Raw genomic sequence first — 12839 nt, forward strand, 5'->3', positions numbered from 1 at the left:
CCACCGGGCGAACGAGGAGACCTCCATGTCGCAGCACACCTACCGCGTCACCGAGATCGTCGGCACCTCGCACGAGGGCGTGGACCACGCGATGCGCAACGGCATCGCGCGCGCCTCCGAGACGCTGCGGAATCTCGACTGGTTCGAGGTGACGCAGATCAGGGGGCACATCGAGAACGGGCGGATCGCCCACTACCAGGTCGGCCTGAAGGTGGGCTTCCGTCTGGAGGAAGGCACCGAGGCGGCAGGCTGATCAGGTCCGGCCCTCCTTCTCCTGGGCCTCCACCAGCGCCTGGGAGCTCTCCGCCCAGCGGGCCCGTACGACCCGGAAGCCCGCCCGTTCGGCGGCGTCGCAGACCAGTTCGTCGTCGTCGACGAGCATGCGGACCTCGCGGGTGCCGGAGAGCCGGCGCAGGATCTCCAGCTTGGTGACCCGGGCCGGGCGGCGGTCCTGGTTGCCGCGCATGTGCAGCGGGCCTTCGGGCAGGCCGTGCTCGGCGAGCCAGGCGACCGTGTCGGCGCGGCACCGTTCGGGCCGTCCGGTGAGGTAGACGACGTCGCACTCCCCGGCCGCCTCCAGGCACAGCTCCACGCCCCGCGCGAGCGGCGGGTCCTTGGGGGCGGCGGCGAAGAAGGCGTCCCAGTCGCGCGGCTTGCGCTCCAGGAACCGCTGCCGGTGCCGGGCGTCGGAGAGCGTGTTGTCCAGGTCGAATACGGCCAGTGGCCTGCTCTTTCGCGTCACGGCCCCCAGCGTAGGGAATCCCTGCCGGGCGCAGGCGTTGAATCAGGGCGTGAGCTCATTGATCGCTGCGACGCGACTGTCGGTACTGGACCGCTCCCGCACCCGCGAGGGCCAGGACGGCCCGCGGGCGCTGCGGGACACCGTGGCCCTCGCCCGGGAGCTGGAGGCGCTCGGCTACCACCGCTTCTGGGTCTCTGAGCACCACGGTGTGCCGGGCGTCGCGGGTTCGGCGCCGACCGTGCTGGCGGCCGCCGTCGCCGCCGCGACCGGCACCATCCGGGTGGGCACGGGCGGGGTGATGCTGCCCAACCACCAGCCCCTGGTGGTGGCCGAGCAGTTCGGGGTGCTGGAGTCCCTCTTCCCGGGCCGGATCGACATGGGCCTGGGCCGTTCCGTCGGGTTCACGGACGGGATACGGCGGGCGCTGGGCCGCGACAAGAAGGACGCCGACGACTTCGCGGGGCAGTTGGACGAGCTGCTGGGCTGGTTCACGGGTACGCAGACGGCGTACCCGCGGGTGCACGCCCGCCCCGCCGAGGGGCTGCGGGTGGCGCCGTACGTCCTCGCCACGGGCGAGGGCGCGGCCGTCGCCGCCGCGGCCGGGCTGCCGCTGGTGATAGGGGACCTGAAGGGCCGCTCGAAGGTGGTGGCCGCGATCGAGCGCTACCGCGCGGGCTTCCGCCCTTCCGTCTGGTCGGCGGAGCCGTACGTCGTCGTGGCGGGCACCGTCGCGGTCGCGGCGACCGAGGAGGAGGCGGCGCGGCTGCTGGTCCCGGAGGCGTGGTCGCTGGCGTACTCGCGCACCGAGGGCGTCTTCCCTCCGCTGGCGCCGCCGGAGCGGATCGAGCGCCTGACGATGACGGCCCGGCAGCGGGAGTTCTACGAGTCGGCGCTGCGCGGCCACATCCACGGCACCGAAGAGCAGGTGCGGGACGCGCTGGAGGAGGCCGTGAAGCAGACGGGTGCCGACGAGATCCTGGTCACGACCAGTACGTACGACCGCGCAGCGCTGCTGGACTCGTACGCCAGGCTCGCCCGTCTCGCGGGCCTGACCAGCGTAAACGCCTAGACTGACGGTCATGCGAGGCCCTTACGACCATGATCCGTACGTCCGTGTCCGGGGCGCCCGGGAGCACAATCTGCGCACCGTGGACGTGGACGTCCCACGGGACGCGATCGCCGTGTTCACGGGCGTGTCGGGCTCGGGCAAGTCGTCGCTCGCGTTCGGGACGATCTACGCGGAGGCGCAGCGGCGCTACTTCGAGTCGGTCGCGCCGTACGCGCGGCGGCTGATCCACCAGGTGGGGGCGCCGAAGGTCGGGGAGATCACCGGTCTGCCCCCGGCGGTGTCGCTGGAGCAGCGCCGCTCGTCGCCGGGCTCGCGCTCCTCGGTCGGTACGGTCACGACGCTGTCGAACTCGCTGCGGATGCTGTTCTCGCGGGCGGGCGACTACCCGGAGGGGGCGGAGCGGCTGGACTCGGACGCCTTCTCGCCGAACACGGCCGCCGGGGCGTGCCCCGAGTGCCATGGCCTGGGCCGCATCCACCGCACCAGCGAGGAGCTGCTGGTGCCCGATCCGGGCCTGTCGATCCGGGAGGGGGCGATCGCGGCCTGGCCGGGCGCCTGGCAGGGCAAGAACCTGCGGGACGTGCTGGACGCCCTCGGGTACGACGTCGACCGGCCGTGGCGGGAGCTGGCGCAGGGGGACCGGGACTGGATCCTGTTCACCGACGAGCAGCCGGTGGTCACGGTGCATCCGGTGCGGGAGGCGGGCCGTATCCAGCGTCCGTACCAGGGCACGTACATGAGCGCGCGGCGGTACGTCCTGCACACCTTCGCCGAGTCGAGGAGCCAGACGCTGCGGGCCAAGGCGGAACGCTTCCTCACCAGCGTGCCGTGCCCGGTGTGCGGCGGGAGCCGGCTGCGGCCCGAGGCCCTGGCGGTCACCTTCGCGGGGCGGACGATCGCGGAGCTGGCGGCGCTGCCGCTGACCGCGATGGCCGAGGTCCTCGCGCGGGACGCGGGCAGCGAGACGGCACGCGTACTGACCGCCGACCTGAGGGCCCGTATCGCCACCGTCACCGAGCTGGGGCTCGGCTATCTCAGCCTGGACCGCGCCACGCCGACGCTCTCCAGCGGTGAGCTGCAACGGCTGCGGCTGGCCACGCAGCTCCGCTCGGGCCTGTTCGGTGTGGTGTACGTGCTCGACGAGCCGTCCGCCGGTCTGCATCCGGCCGACACGGAGGCGCTGCTGGTGGTCCTGGACCGGCTGAAGGCGGCCGGCAACTCGGTGTTCGTGGTCGAGCACCACCTGGACGTGGTGCGGCACGCGGACTGGCTGGTGGACGTGGGTCCCCGGGCGGGCGAGCACGGCGGGCGGGTGCTGCACAGCGGCCCGCCGGAGGGGCTGCGCGGGGTGGCGGAGTCGGCGACGCGCCGGTTCCTGTTCGACCGGGGCCCGGCGCCCGCGCGGTCGGTGCGCGAGCCGTCCGGGTGGCTGAAGCTCGGCCCGGTCACGCGGCACAATCTGCGGGCCCTGGAGGCGGAGCTGCCGCTGGGCGCCCTGACGGCGGTGACGGGCGTGTCCGGTTCGGGCAAATCGACGCTCGTGGGTGAACTGACGGGTGAACTCCCCGGCCTGGATCGGGTGGTGACGGTGGACCAGCGGCCGATCGGCCGGACACCGCGCTCGAACCTGGCGACGTACACGGGCCTGTTCGACGTGGTCCGCAAGTTGTTCACGGGGACGGATGGTGCGCGGGCGCGCGGCTACAAGGCGGGGCGGTTCTCGTTCAATGTGGCGGGCGGGCGGTGCGAGACGTGCCAGGGCGAGGGGTTCGTCTCGGTGGAGCTGCTGTTCCTGCCCAGTACGTACGCCCCGTGCCCGGACTGCGGCGGCGCCCGCTACAACCCGGAGACGCTGACGGTGCGCTACCGGGGCCGGAACATCGCCGAGGTGCTGGACCTGACGGTGGAGGCGGCGTCGGAGTTCTTCGCGGACACGCCCGCCGCCGTGCGCAGCCTGGGCGCCCTGCTCGACGTGGGGCTCGGGTACCTGCGGCTGGGGCAGCCGGCGACGGAGCTGTCGGGGGGCGAGGCGCAACGCATCAAACTGGCCGCCGAGCTTCAGCGGCTGCGCCGCGGTCACACCCTGTACGTGCTGGACGAGCCGACGACCGGGCTGCACCCGGCCGATGTGGAGGTGCTGATGCGCCAGTTGCACGGCCTGGTGGACGCCGGCCACTCGGTGGTGGTCGTCGAGCACGACATGGACGTGGTGGCCGGCGCGGACTGGGTGGTCGACCTGGGCCCGGGCGGTGGCGACGCGGGCGGCCGGATCGTCGCCGCCGGCACACCGGCCGAGGTGGCGGGTGCGGCGGGCAGCCGCACCGCGCCGTACCTCGCGGCGGCTCTGGCGGGTCAGGCGGCCGTGTCGTAGGTGTAGTGGCGGGTGTGGTCGAGCATGTCCGCCGGGGTGACGTCGTTCCACGGGCGCATGGTGTCGTTCAGGTCGACGACGTTCGGTGTGCCGGCGGTGGGCAGGTACCCCGACCGGGGGTGGCGGGCCTGCCAGTCGGCCCACAGCTTGTCGATGAAGGCGTGGTGGAGCCAGAAGACCGGGTCGTTGGGGGAGGCACCGGTGGCCATGTGGCCGCCGACCCACACGTGGACGCGGTTGTGGAGGTTCGCGCCGCGCCAGCCCTCCAGGTGGTTGCGGAAGCCGTCGGACGCGCTGTTCCAGGGCGCCATGTCGTACGTCTCCATGGCGAGGACGGCGTCCACCTCGGCGCGGGTGGGGAGCTGGCGGCCGCCGGCCCCGAGGGCGCGGCGGAGGTAGTCGCGGCCGTCGACCCGTACGGAGACGGTCCAGCGGTTGGCGGAGCGGGCGAACGGCCCGTCCATGACCTGGCCGTCACGGGCGCGCCCGGTGCCGCCGAGGAAGTCGGGGGCCCACAGGGAGGCGCGGGGCGTGCGGTCCACGGTCCAGTCCCAGTAGGGCAGGGCGACGGACGGGTCGATGGCCTGGAGCGCCTGCTCGAACTGGAGGAGGAAGCGGCGGTGCCAGGGCAGGAAGGACGGCGAACGGTGGCCGACCCGGTCGCCGTTGTCGGTGTCGCTCATGATGAAGGCGTTGTGCGTGGTGACGAAGGTGTCGTACTGGCCGGTGCGCTTGAGCTCCAGCACGGCGTTGACGAAGCCGCGCTTCTCGGCGGCGGTGAGCTGGGCCTGGTTCTTGCGTACGGTCATGGTGGTGCGGCTCCGGGTTCGTGATCAGGCGGTGGCGAGGGGCACGAGCGGGGCGCCCTGGAGTTCACGGACGGCGGCCCGGGCCACGGCGCGGGGCGTGGTGAGCGGCTCGTAGTGGTTGATCACGCTGATCCAGGTGCCGTCGGCGTTCCGCATGACGTGCAGTTCCTCGCCGTCGATCCGTACGGCGTAGCCGCCGCCGTGGCCCCCGTGCTCCCCGCCCCCGTGGTGGCCGCCGCCGTGCGAGGGCCCTCCCTGTATGCGGCGCCCCTGGTAGATCTCGTCGAACGCCTCCGGCCCGGTGCCCGGACGGGCCGACGCGGCCGAAGCCCGGTCGGGCGCCGTGACGGCACGCCCGGCGGCGAGGCCCGCGGCGGCCGCGGCGGCGGCGCCGAGTGCGCGGCGGCGCGTGATGCTGGACATGGGTTACCCCCTGAGTGGTGCGGTGGTCGATTTCCGCCGGGGGTGTGGTCAGGTGCCCCCGGCACGGCCATGCCTATCGGGGGTTGTCGGAGCCTGGAATTCCGCAGGAGTCGGTTGGCCGCGATACGGACAACTCGCCATCTATAGTGCAGAATTGAACGAAGTTGATCTTGCTGTAGGCGAGCACGAGAAAGCCCCGGAACGAAAGTCTTGCGGAGAATGTGACGACTCCGTGAAGAATCTTCCGTCCCGGGGCGACAGGGGTGGCGCGGCTCACGCCCGGAGAGTGTCCGGAAATCAGTTGCGGCGCGGCGCCTTGCGCGTGGCCCGCAGCCACTCCTTGTTCATGGCCGCGATCGACGGCAGCGGGATGCCCTTCGGGCAGGCGGTGGCACACTCGCCGGTCAGGCTGCAACCGCCGAAACCCTCCTCGTCCATGACCCGGACCATGTCCAGGACGCGGGTCTCACGCTCCGGCGCGCCCTGCGGGAGCACATTGAGGTGGTTGACCTTCGCCGAGGTGAAGAGCATCGCCGAGCCGTTGGGGCAGGCCGCCACACAGGCGCCGCAGCCGATGCACTCGGCGTGCTCGAAGGCGAAGTCGGCGTCCGCCTTGGGGACGGGCGTGGCGTGCGCCTCCGGGGCCGATCCGGTGGGGGCGCTGATGTAGCCGCCGGCCTGGATGATCCGGTCGAAGGCGGAGCGGTCCACCACCAGGTCCTTGACGACCGGGAAGGCGGAGGCCCGCCACGGCTCGACGTCGATCGTGTCGCCGTCCTCGAACGCCCGCATGTGGAGCTGGCAGGTGGTGGTGCGCTCGGGGCCGTGCGCGTCGCCGTTGATGACGAGCGAGCACGCCCCGCAGATGCCCTCCCGGCAGTCGTGGTCGAAGGCGACGGGGTCCTCGCCCCGGAGGATCAGCTCCTCGTTGAGGGTGTCGAGCATCTCCAGGAACGACATGTCCTTGGAGATGCCGTCCACCTCGTAGGTGGCCATGGCGCCGGGGGCGTCGGCGTTCTTCTGGCGCCAGACGCGCAACTTGAGCCTCATGCGTAGCTCCGCTGGGTGGGGTGGACGTACTCGAAGACGAGGTCTTCCTTGTGCAGGACGGGAGCAGCACCTGTGAACTCCCAGGCGGCCGCGTACGCGAACTCCTCGTCCTTGCGGGCGGCTTCGCCGTCCGGCGTCTGGGACTCCTCGCGGAAGTGACCGCCGCAGGACTCGGAGCGGTGCAGGGCGTCGAGGCACATCAGCTCGGCCAGCTCCAGGTAGTCGACGACGCGGTTGGCCTTCTCCAGCGACTGGTTGAACTCCTCCCCCGTGCCCGGGACCTTGATCCGGCGCCAGAACTCCTCCCGGATCTGCGGTATCCGGTCGAGCGCCTTGCGCAGCCCGTCCGCCGTGCGGGCCATGCCGCAGAACTCCCACATCAGCTCGCCCACCTCGCGGTGGAAGGAGTCCGGGGTGCGGTCCCCGTCGACCGCCAGCAGGAGGTTCAGCCGGTCCTCGGTCTCGGCCACCACCTCCCGTACGGCCGGGTGGTCCGGGGTGACCTTGTCGCTCAGGGGGTTGCGGGCGAGGTAGTCGTTGATGGTGGACGGCAGGACGAAGTACCCGTCGGCCAGGCCCTGCATCAGCGCGGACGCGCCGAGCCGGTTGGCGCCGTGGTCGGAGAAGTTGGCCTCGCCGATGGCGAACAGGCCGGGGACGGTGGTCTGGAGGTCGTAGTCGACCCACAGGCCGCCCATCGTGTAGTGCACGGCGGGGTAGATCCGCATCGGCACCTCGTACGGGTTCTCCGCGGTGATCCGCTCGTACATGTCGAAGAGGTTGCCGTACTTCTCCTCCACCTTGGCCCGGCCCATGCGGCGGATGGCGTCGGCGAAGTCCAGGTAGACGCCCTGCCCCCCGGGGCCGACGCCACGGCCCTCGTCACAGACGTTCTTCGCGGCCCGGGAGGCGATGTCACGCGGGACGAGGTTGCCGAAGGACGGGTAGATCCGCTCCAGGTAGTAGTCCCGCTCGTCCTCGGGGATCTCGTTCGGCGGCCGCCGGTCGCCGCGCGCCTTCGGCACCCAGATGCGGCCGTCGTTGCGCAGCGACTCGCTCATCAGGGTCAGCTTGGACTGGTGGTCGCCGGTGCGCGGGATGCAGGTGGGGTGGATCTGGGTGAAACAGGGGTTGGCGAAGTACGCGCCGCGCCGGTGCGCCCGCCACACGGCGGTGGCGTTGGAGTTCATGGCGTTCGTCGACAGGTAGAAGACGTTGCCGTAGCCGCCGGACGCCAGGACCACCGCGTCCGCGAAGTGGGTGGAGATCTTCCCGGTGACGAGGTCACGGGCGACGATGCCGCGCGCCCGCCCGTCGATCACGATCAGGTCGAGCATCTCGGTGCGCGGGTGCATCTCCACGTTGCCCGCCGCGATCTGCCGGGAGAGCGCCTGGTAGGCGCCGAGCAGGAGCTGCTGGCCCGTCTGGCCGCGGGCGTAGAAGGTGCGGGAGACCTGGACGCCGCCGAAGGAGCGGGTGTCGAGGAGGCCGCCGTACTCGCGGGCGAAGGGCACGCCCTGGGCGACGCACTGGTCGATGATCTCGACGGAGATCTGGGCGAGGCGGTGCACATTGGACTCGCGGGCCCGGAAGTCGCCGCCCTTGACGGTGTCGTAGAAGAGGCGGTGGATGGAGTCGCCGTCGTTGCGGTAGTTCTTGGCCGCGTTGATGCCGCCCTGCGCGGCGATGGAGTGGGCGCGGCGTGGCGAGTCCTGGTAGCAGAACTGGACGACGTGGTAGCCCTGCTCGGCCAGCGTCGCGCCGGCGGAGCCGCCCGCGAGGCCGGTGCCGACGACGATGATCGTGTGCTTGCGGCGGTTGGCGGGATTGACCAGCCGGGCCTCGAAGCGGCGCTTGTCCCAGCGCTCGGCGATGGGCCCCTCGGGCGCTGCCGTGTCGGTGACAGGAGCGCCGGTCGTGTAGTCGAGGTAGCTCATGTCAGCTCACCACTCCGGTCATGACGGCGACGGGTACGGAGATGAAGCCCGCGGTCAGCACGAGCGCGAGGACGTTGGCGAGGGTCTTGAGCGCCCGGTCGCGCCGCGCGCTGCCCACGCCGAGGGTCTGGGCGGCGGACCAGAAGCCGTGCCGGATGTGCAGGCCGACGGCGAGCATCGCCACGATGTAGATGACGTTGCCGTACCAGGTGGAGAAGGTCGCGACGACGTTCTCGTACGGATGGCCCGGCTGGGCGTTCGGGTTCACGGTCAGCGTCGTCAGGTCCAGGATGTGCCAGACGATGAACAGCGCCACGATCACGCCGCCCCAGCGCATGGTGCGGGTCGCGTAGCTCGCGCGGCGCCGCTTGTGCACGTACGCGGTGGGGCGGGCCTTGATGTCGCGCCTGCTGAGCTGGTACGCGGAGACGCCGTGGGCGATGACGGCCGTGAGCAGCACCACGCGGGCGATCCACAGGCCCCACTCGTAGTGCAGGACGGGCTCGCCCATGGTGCGCAGCCAGTGGCCGTACGCGTTGAACTCGCCGGGGCCGAAGAAGACCTTCAGGTTGCCCATCACATGCGCGACGAGGTAAGCGATCATGATCAGGCCGCTGACGGCCATGACCGTCTTCTTGCCGACGGTCGATCCCCAGAACGTGCGCGTGAGGGACGGTTGTCGATCCGTCCGGGTTGCCAGAGCCATGGCTCCGACGCTAGGGGCGGACCGGGCCAGAGGTCCAAGACATGGTCCGGCTGATCTCCATAGGCAATGTCTATGGAGTTGGCTATGGTGGGTGCCATGCAGTTCCAGCAGCTCCTGTACTTCGTGGCGGTGGCCGAGACCCGGCACTTCACCCGGGCCGCCGAGCGCGTCCATGTCTCCCAGCCGTCGCTGTCGCAGCAGATCAGGGCGCTGGAGAAGGAGCTGGGCGCCGAGCTCTTCAGCCGGGCGCGCGGCAACATCGCGCTCACCGACGCCGGCGAGGCACTGCTGCCGCTGGCCCGCCGCATCCTGGCCGACGCCGACACCGCCCGCCACGAGGTGCAGGAGCTGGCGCAGCTCAGGCGCGGGCGGGTGCGGCTGGGGGCGACGCCGAGCCTGTGCACCGGGCTGCTGCCCGATGTGCTGCGCGCCTTCCACGACCTGCACCCGGGCGTCCAACTGCTGATCGAGGAGAGCGGCTCCCACGACCTCGTACGGGAGCTGGCGCGCGGGTCGCTCGACCTCGCCCTGGTGGTGCTGCCCCTGCCGACCCCGTCACCGGCGCTGACGACCGTGGAGCTGCTCCACGAGGACCTGGTCGTCGTCTCCTCGGCGGCGGCGCCCGCTCCTCGGCGGCCGGTGCGGATCGCGGACCTGGAGGGGCAGCCGCTGGTGATGTTCCGGCACGGCTACGACCTGCGGGAGCTGACGGTGGCGGCGTGCCGCGCGGAGGGGTTCGAGCCGTCGTTCACGGTGGAGGGCGGCGAGATGGACGCGGTGCTCGGCTTCGTCCGGGCGGGGCTGGGCGTGGCGGTGGTGCCCGCGATGGTGGCGGCCCGGGCGGGGCGGGACCTGCGGGTCACGGCGCTGGCGCGGCCGGGGCTGCGGCGCACGATCGGGCTGGCGCACCGCAGCGACGTGGCGCCGCCACGGGCCGCGCGGGAGCTCCAGCGGCTGCTGCTGGCGCGGCGGGGGTGAGCGGAACGACCGCCCACAACCACTCGCGCCGCGCCTGAGTACGCGTACTCAGGCGGTCTGCGTCGCTCGCCCCTGACGCGGCCGGTCGGCGTTCCCGACGATGGGGCGACTCAAGCCCGCGTCGGAAGAGGTGTCCATGGGCCGTGACTTGCAGCTCCGTACCGCCACTGCTGAGGATCTTCAGTGGGTCCACGAACTGCGTCATCGGGTGTACGCACAGGAGTTGGGCCAGCACGCGCCCGATCCGGCCGGCCGGCTGCGCGACGGGCTGGACGGCGACAACGTCTACCTGGTCGCGGCGCGCGGCGCGGACCGTATGGGCTTCGTCAGCCTGACGCCGCCCTGGCTGGGGCGGTACGCGCTGGACAAGTACCTGAGCCGTGACGAGTTGCCGCTGCTGGACGGGGCCGGCCTGTTCGAGGTGCGCATCCTGACCGTCGAGCCGCGCTGGCGGTCCACCGCGGCGGCGGCGCTGCTGATGTACGCGGCCCTGCGCTGGATCGCCGCCCGGGGCGGCCGCCGGGTCGTGGCGATGGGGCGCACCGAGCTGCTCCCCATGTACCTGGCCGCCGGCCTGCGCCCGGTCGGACGTACCGTCCACAGCGGTGCGTTGACGTTCGAGGTGCTGACCGGTGACGTGGCCGGGCTGACGAGGGCCACGATGGACCGTTACGGCACGATGCTGGAGCGCCTGCGGCCCCAGGTGGACTGGCGGCTCGACGTGCCGTTCGCGCCCCGGCCGGACGGGTGCGAGCACGGCGGCGCCTCGTTCACCGCCATCGGCACGGACTTCCGCACTCTGGAGCGGCGCCACCGGGTCGTCGCCGCCGACGTGCTGGACGCCTGGTTCCCGCCGGCCCCCGGGGTGCGGGCGGCGCTCGCGGACGATCCGGGCTGGGCCGCCCGGACCTCGCCGCCGACCGGCGCCGAGGGACTGGTGGCGGAGATCGCCACGGCCCGGGCGCTGCCTCCGGGGACGCTCGCGGTCGGCGCCGGTTCCTCGGACCTGATCTTCCGGGCGTTCGGCCAGTGGCTGACCCCCGACAGCAGGGTGCTGCTGATGGACCCGGGCTACGGCGAGTACGCCCACGTCACAGAGCGGGTGATCGGCTGCCGGGTGGACCGGTTCCGGTTGCGCCGCGAGGACGGCTGGCGGATCGATCCCGCCCGGCTGTCCGCCACCGTCGGGTCCGGGCGCTACGACCTCGTGGTGGTGGTCAACCCGAACAACCCCACCGGACGCCACGCGCCGGCCGCGGAGCTGCGCTCGGTGATCGCCGGCGCGCCGGCCGGGACCCGATGGTGGATCGACGAGGCGTACCTGGGCTACGTCGACATGGCCGAGTCGCTCGCCGGACTCGCGGCGACGGACCCGCGGGTCGTGGTGTGCAGCTCGCTGTCCAAGATGTACGCGCTGTCGGGTGCGCGGGCCGCGTACCTGGTGGCCGAGCCCGTCACCGCCGCGCGGCTGCGCCGGTGGACGCCGCCCTGGCCGGTCGGCCTCCCGGCGCAGCTCGCCGCGGTGGCGGCCCTGCGCGACCCGGCGTACTACCGGGAGCGCTGGCTGCGCACCCACGTGCTGCGCGGCCGGCTGGCCGCCGATCTGGCCGGGCTGGACGAGGCCCTGGTGGTCGAGGAGGGCGTGGCGAACTTCCTCACCGTCACCCTGCCGCCCGGCGGGCCGAGTGCCGCACAACTGGTCGACGAGTGCCACCGCCACGACGTGTACCTGCGCGACCTGTCGCCGTTGTCGCCGGAGTACGAGGGGCGCACCGTGCGCATCGCGGTCAGGGACACCGCCGAGAACACACGCATCGTGGCCGCGTGCGGAGCCGCCCTGGACGCGCTGCGGCCGGCTTCCGCCCCGCTCGGTGCGGTGCCCCTGGGTGTCGCCGGATCCGCCCGGTGATCACCGTGGCCTCGCTGGCGCCCTGCCTGGGTGGGGCGCTGGTGCTCAGCGGCGTCGCGGTGGCGGCGTCCCGGCGCCGTGAGCTGCTGGTCCGGTGGTGCGCCTGGGCGGTCGGAGTGCCCCTGGTCACCGCCGCGTTCTGGTGGGGCCGCCCGGGCACCGCGGCCATCGCCGGCCTGGCCGGGGTGATCGCGGTGCTGGAGTACGGCGGGCTGATGCGGCTGGGCCGGGTGGACCGGGCGGTGCTGGCCGCGGCGGTGGTGGGCGTGGTGCTGGCCGCCTGGCTGGCGCCCGGGGAGGTGCTCCGGGTGGTCGCGATCGGGGCGCTCGCGGTGGCCGCGGTGCCGCTGGTGGCCGGTGACGCCGAGCACGGCCTGCGCCGGCTCGGTGCCGGCCTGCTCGGGCTGACCTGGCTGGGGGTGCTGGCCGCGCTGGTGCCGCTCGGGGCGAGCGCGCTGGCGCTGTTCGTGGCGGTGTCGGTCGCCGACATCGTGGCGTACTTCGCCGGCCGGCGACTGGGCGGGCCGAAGCTGTCGCCGCTCTCACCGGCCAAGCGGTGGAGCGGGACCCTGACCGGGGCGGCGGCCGGTGTCGGCACGCTCGCCGTGCTGTCCGCGCTGAGCTGGCCGATGACCGTCGCGGTGGCGGTCGGCGGCCCGGCCGGCGACCTCCTCGAATCGATGGTCAAGAGGGGTGCGGGCGCGAAGGACGCCGGCAGTTGGCTGCCGGGCTCCGGCGGCCTGCTGGACCGGATCGACTCGCTGCTGATCGCGCTGGCGGTCCTGCTCGTGCTGCGCTGACCCGAGCCGCGAACGCGCGGCTGCCCCCGTCGGCCCGGCCGGGCC

General features: G+C 72.7%; 12 protein-coding genes. 6 read left to right on the forward strand and 6 right to left on the reverse strand.

Features of this window, described 5'->3' with window-relative positions; genetic code table 11:
- Nucleotides 1-25: 25 nt before the first annotated feature.
- Nucleotides 26-253, forward strand: coding sequence for a dodecin (locus AB0J57_RS02280; protein ID WP_366126009.1), 228 nt, complete (start codon nt 26-28; stop codon nt 251-253).
- On the opposite strand, the gene AB0J57_RS02285 is transcribed toward AB0J57_RS02280, so the two are convergent.
- Nucleotides 254-742 (reverse strand): hypothetical protein, encoded by a 489-nt coding sequence (locus AB0J57_RS02285; protein ID WP_366126010.1) that lies wholly within the window; start codon nt 740-742, stop codon nt 254-256.
- A gap of 49 nt (nt 743-791) precedes the next feature.
- Between AB0J57_RS02285 and AB0J57_RS02290 the strand changes: the two genes are divergently transcribed.
- Nucleotides 792-1811 (forward strand): MsnO8 family LLM class oxidoreductase, encoded by a 1020-nt coding sequence (locus AB0J57_RS02290; protein ID WP_366126011.1) that lies wholly within the window; start codon nt 792-794, stop codon nt 1809-1811.
- A 10-nt stretch (nt 1812-1821) separates the two neighbouring features.
- Nucleotides 1822-4182: an excinuclease ABC subunit UvrA gene (locus AB0J57_RS02295; RefSeq protein WP_366126012.1), complete on the forward strand. Its 2361-nt coding sequence runs from the start codon at nt 1822-1824 to the stop codon at nt 4180-4182.
- Here the strand turns inward: AB0J57_RS02295 and AB0J57_RS02300 are convergent.
- The 5 genes from AB0J57_RS02300 to AB0J57_RS02320 all read right to left on the reverse strand — a co-directional run bounded on the left by AB0J57_RS02300 (nt 4164) and on the right by AB0J57_RS02320 (nt 9107).
- Entirely contained in the window at nt 4164-4991 is an 828-nt protein-coding gene (locus AB0J57_RS02300; protein ID WP_366126013.1) for a tyrosinase family protein, read from the reverse strand. The genes AB0J57_RS02295 and AB0J57_RS02300 overlap by 19 nt on opposite strands.
- Before the next feature lie 24 nt (nt 4992-5015).
- Nucleotides 5016-5414 carry a tyrosinase cofactor gene (locus AB0J57_RS02305; protein WP_366126014.1) on the reverse strand — a complete coding sequence of 133 codons (399 nt, stop codon included), beginning with the start codon at nt 5412-5414 and terminating at the stop codon, nt 5016-5018.
- A 297-nt stretch (nt 5415-5711) separates the two neighbouring features.
- The gene (locus tag AB0J57_RS02310) at nt 5712-6464 is read right to left on the reverse strand and encodes a succinate dehydrogenase/fumarate reductase iron-sulfur subunit (RefSeq protein ID WP_366126015.1); all 753 of its coding nucleotides are present in this window, start codon (nt 6462-6464) and stop codon (nt 5712-5714) included.
- Nucleotides 6461-8401: a fumarate reductase/succinate dehydrogenase flavoprotein subunit gene (locus AB0J57_RS02315; RefSeq protein ID WP_366126016.1), complete on the reverse strand. Its 1941-nt coding sequence runs from the start codon at nt 8399-8401 to the stop codon at nt 6461-6463. The genes AB0J57_RS02310 and AB0J57_RS02315 overlap by 4 nt, the downstream gene beginning before the upstream one ends.
- 1 nt (nt 8402) lies before the next feature.
- Nucleotides 8403-9107 carry a succinate dehydrogenase cytochrome b subunit gene (locus AB0J57_RS02320; protein WP_366126017.1) on the reverse strand — a complete coding sequence of 235 codons (705 nt, stop codon included), beginning with the start codon at nt 9105-9107 and terminating at the stop codon, nt 8403-8405.
- A 96-nt stretch (nt 9108-9203) separates the two neighbouring features.
- Between AB0J57_RS02320 and AB0J57_RS02325 the strand changes: the two genes are divergently transcribed.
- The 3 genes from AB0J57_RS02325 to AB0J57_RS02335 all read left to right on the forward strand — a co-directional run bounded on the left by AB0J57_RS02325 (nt 9204) and on the right by AB0J57_RS02335 (nt 12794).
- Nucleotides 9204-10085, forward strand: a complete 882-nt coding sequence (locus tag AB0J57_RS02325) for a LysR substrate-binding domain-containing protein (protein WP_366126018.1) — start codon at nt 9204-9206, stop codon at nt 10083-10085.
- 136 nt (nt 10086-10221) lie between these two features.
- The gene (locus AB0J57_RS02330; RefSeq protein ID WP_366126019.1) at nt 10222-11994 is read left to right on the forward strand and encodes a histidinol-phosphate transaminase; all 1773 of its coding nucleotides are present in this window, start codon (nt 10222-10224) and stop codon (nt 11992-11994) included.
- Entirely contained in the window at nt 11991-12794 is an 804-nt protein-coding gene (locus AB0J57_RS02335) for a phosphatidate cytidylyltransferase (RefSeq protein WP_366126020.1), read from the forward strand. Before AB0J57_RS02330 ends, AB0J57_RS02335 begins: the two co-directional genes overlap by 4 nt.
- Nucleotides 12795-12839: the final 45 nt, after the last annotated feature.

The sequence above is a fragment of the Streptomyces sp. NPDC049837 genome (genome assembly GCF_040674455.1).
GTDB lineage: Bacteria > Actinomycetota > Actinomycetes > Streptomycetales > Streptomycetaceae > Streptomyces.

Bases quoted from the DNA above. Each gene is read 5' to 3' on its own strand.
- AB0J57_RS02280 (WP_366126009.1), top strand. From the start codon at position 26: ATGTCGCAGCACACCTACCGCGTCACCGAGATCGTCGGCACCTCGCAC.
- AB0J57_RS02295 (WP_366126012.1), top strand. From the start codon at position 1,822: ATGCGAGGCCCTTACGACCATGATCCGTACGTCCGTGTCCGGGGCGCC.
- AB0J57_RS02300 (WP_366126013.1), bottom strand. From the start codon at position 4,991: ATGACCGTACGCAAGAACCAGGCCCAGCTCACCGCCGCCGAGAAGCGC.
- AB0J57_RS02305 (WP_366126014.1), bottom strand. From the start codon at position 5,414: ATGTCCAGCATCACGCGCCGCCGCGCACTCGGCGCCGCCGCCGCGGCC.
- AB0J57_RS02310 (WP_366126015.1), bottom strand. From the start codon at position 6,464: ATGAGGCTCAAGTTGCGCGTCTGGCGCCAGAAGAACGCCGACGCCCCC.
- AB0J57_RS02315 (WP_366126016.1), bottom strand. From the start codon at position 8,401: ATGAGCTACCTCGACTACACGACCGGCGCTCCTGTCACCGACACGGCA.
- AB0J57_RS02320 (WP_366126017.1), bottom strand. From the start codon at position 9,107: ATGGCTCTGGCAACCCGGACGGATCGACAACCGTCCCTCACGCGCACG.
- AB0J57_RS02325 (WP_366126018.1), top strand. From the start codon at position 9,204: ATGCAGTTCCAGCAGCTCCTGTACTTCGTGGCGGTGGCCGAGACCCGG.
- AB0J57_RS02330 (WP_366126019.1), top strand. From the start codon at position 10,222: ATGGGCCGTGACTTGCAGCTCCGTACCGCCACTGCTGAGGATCTTCAG.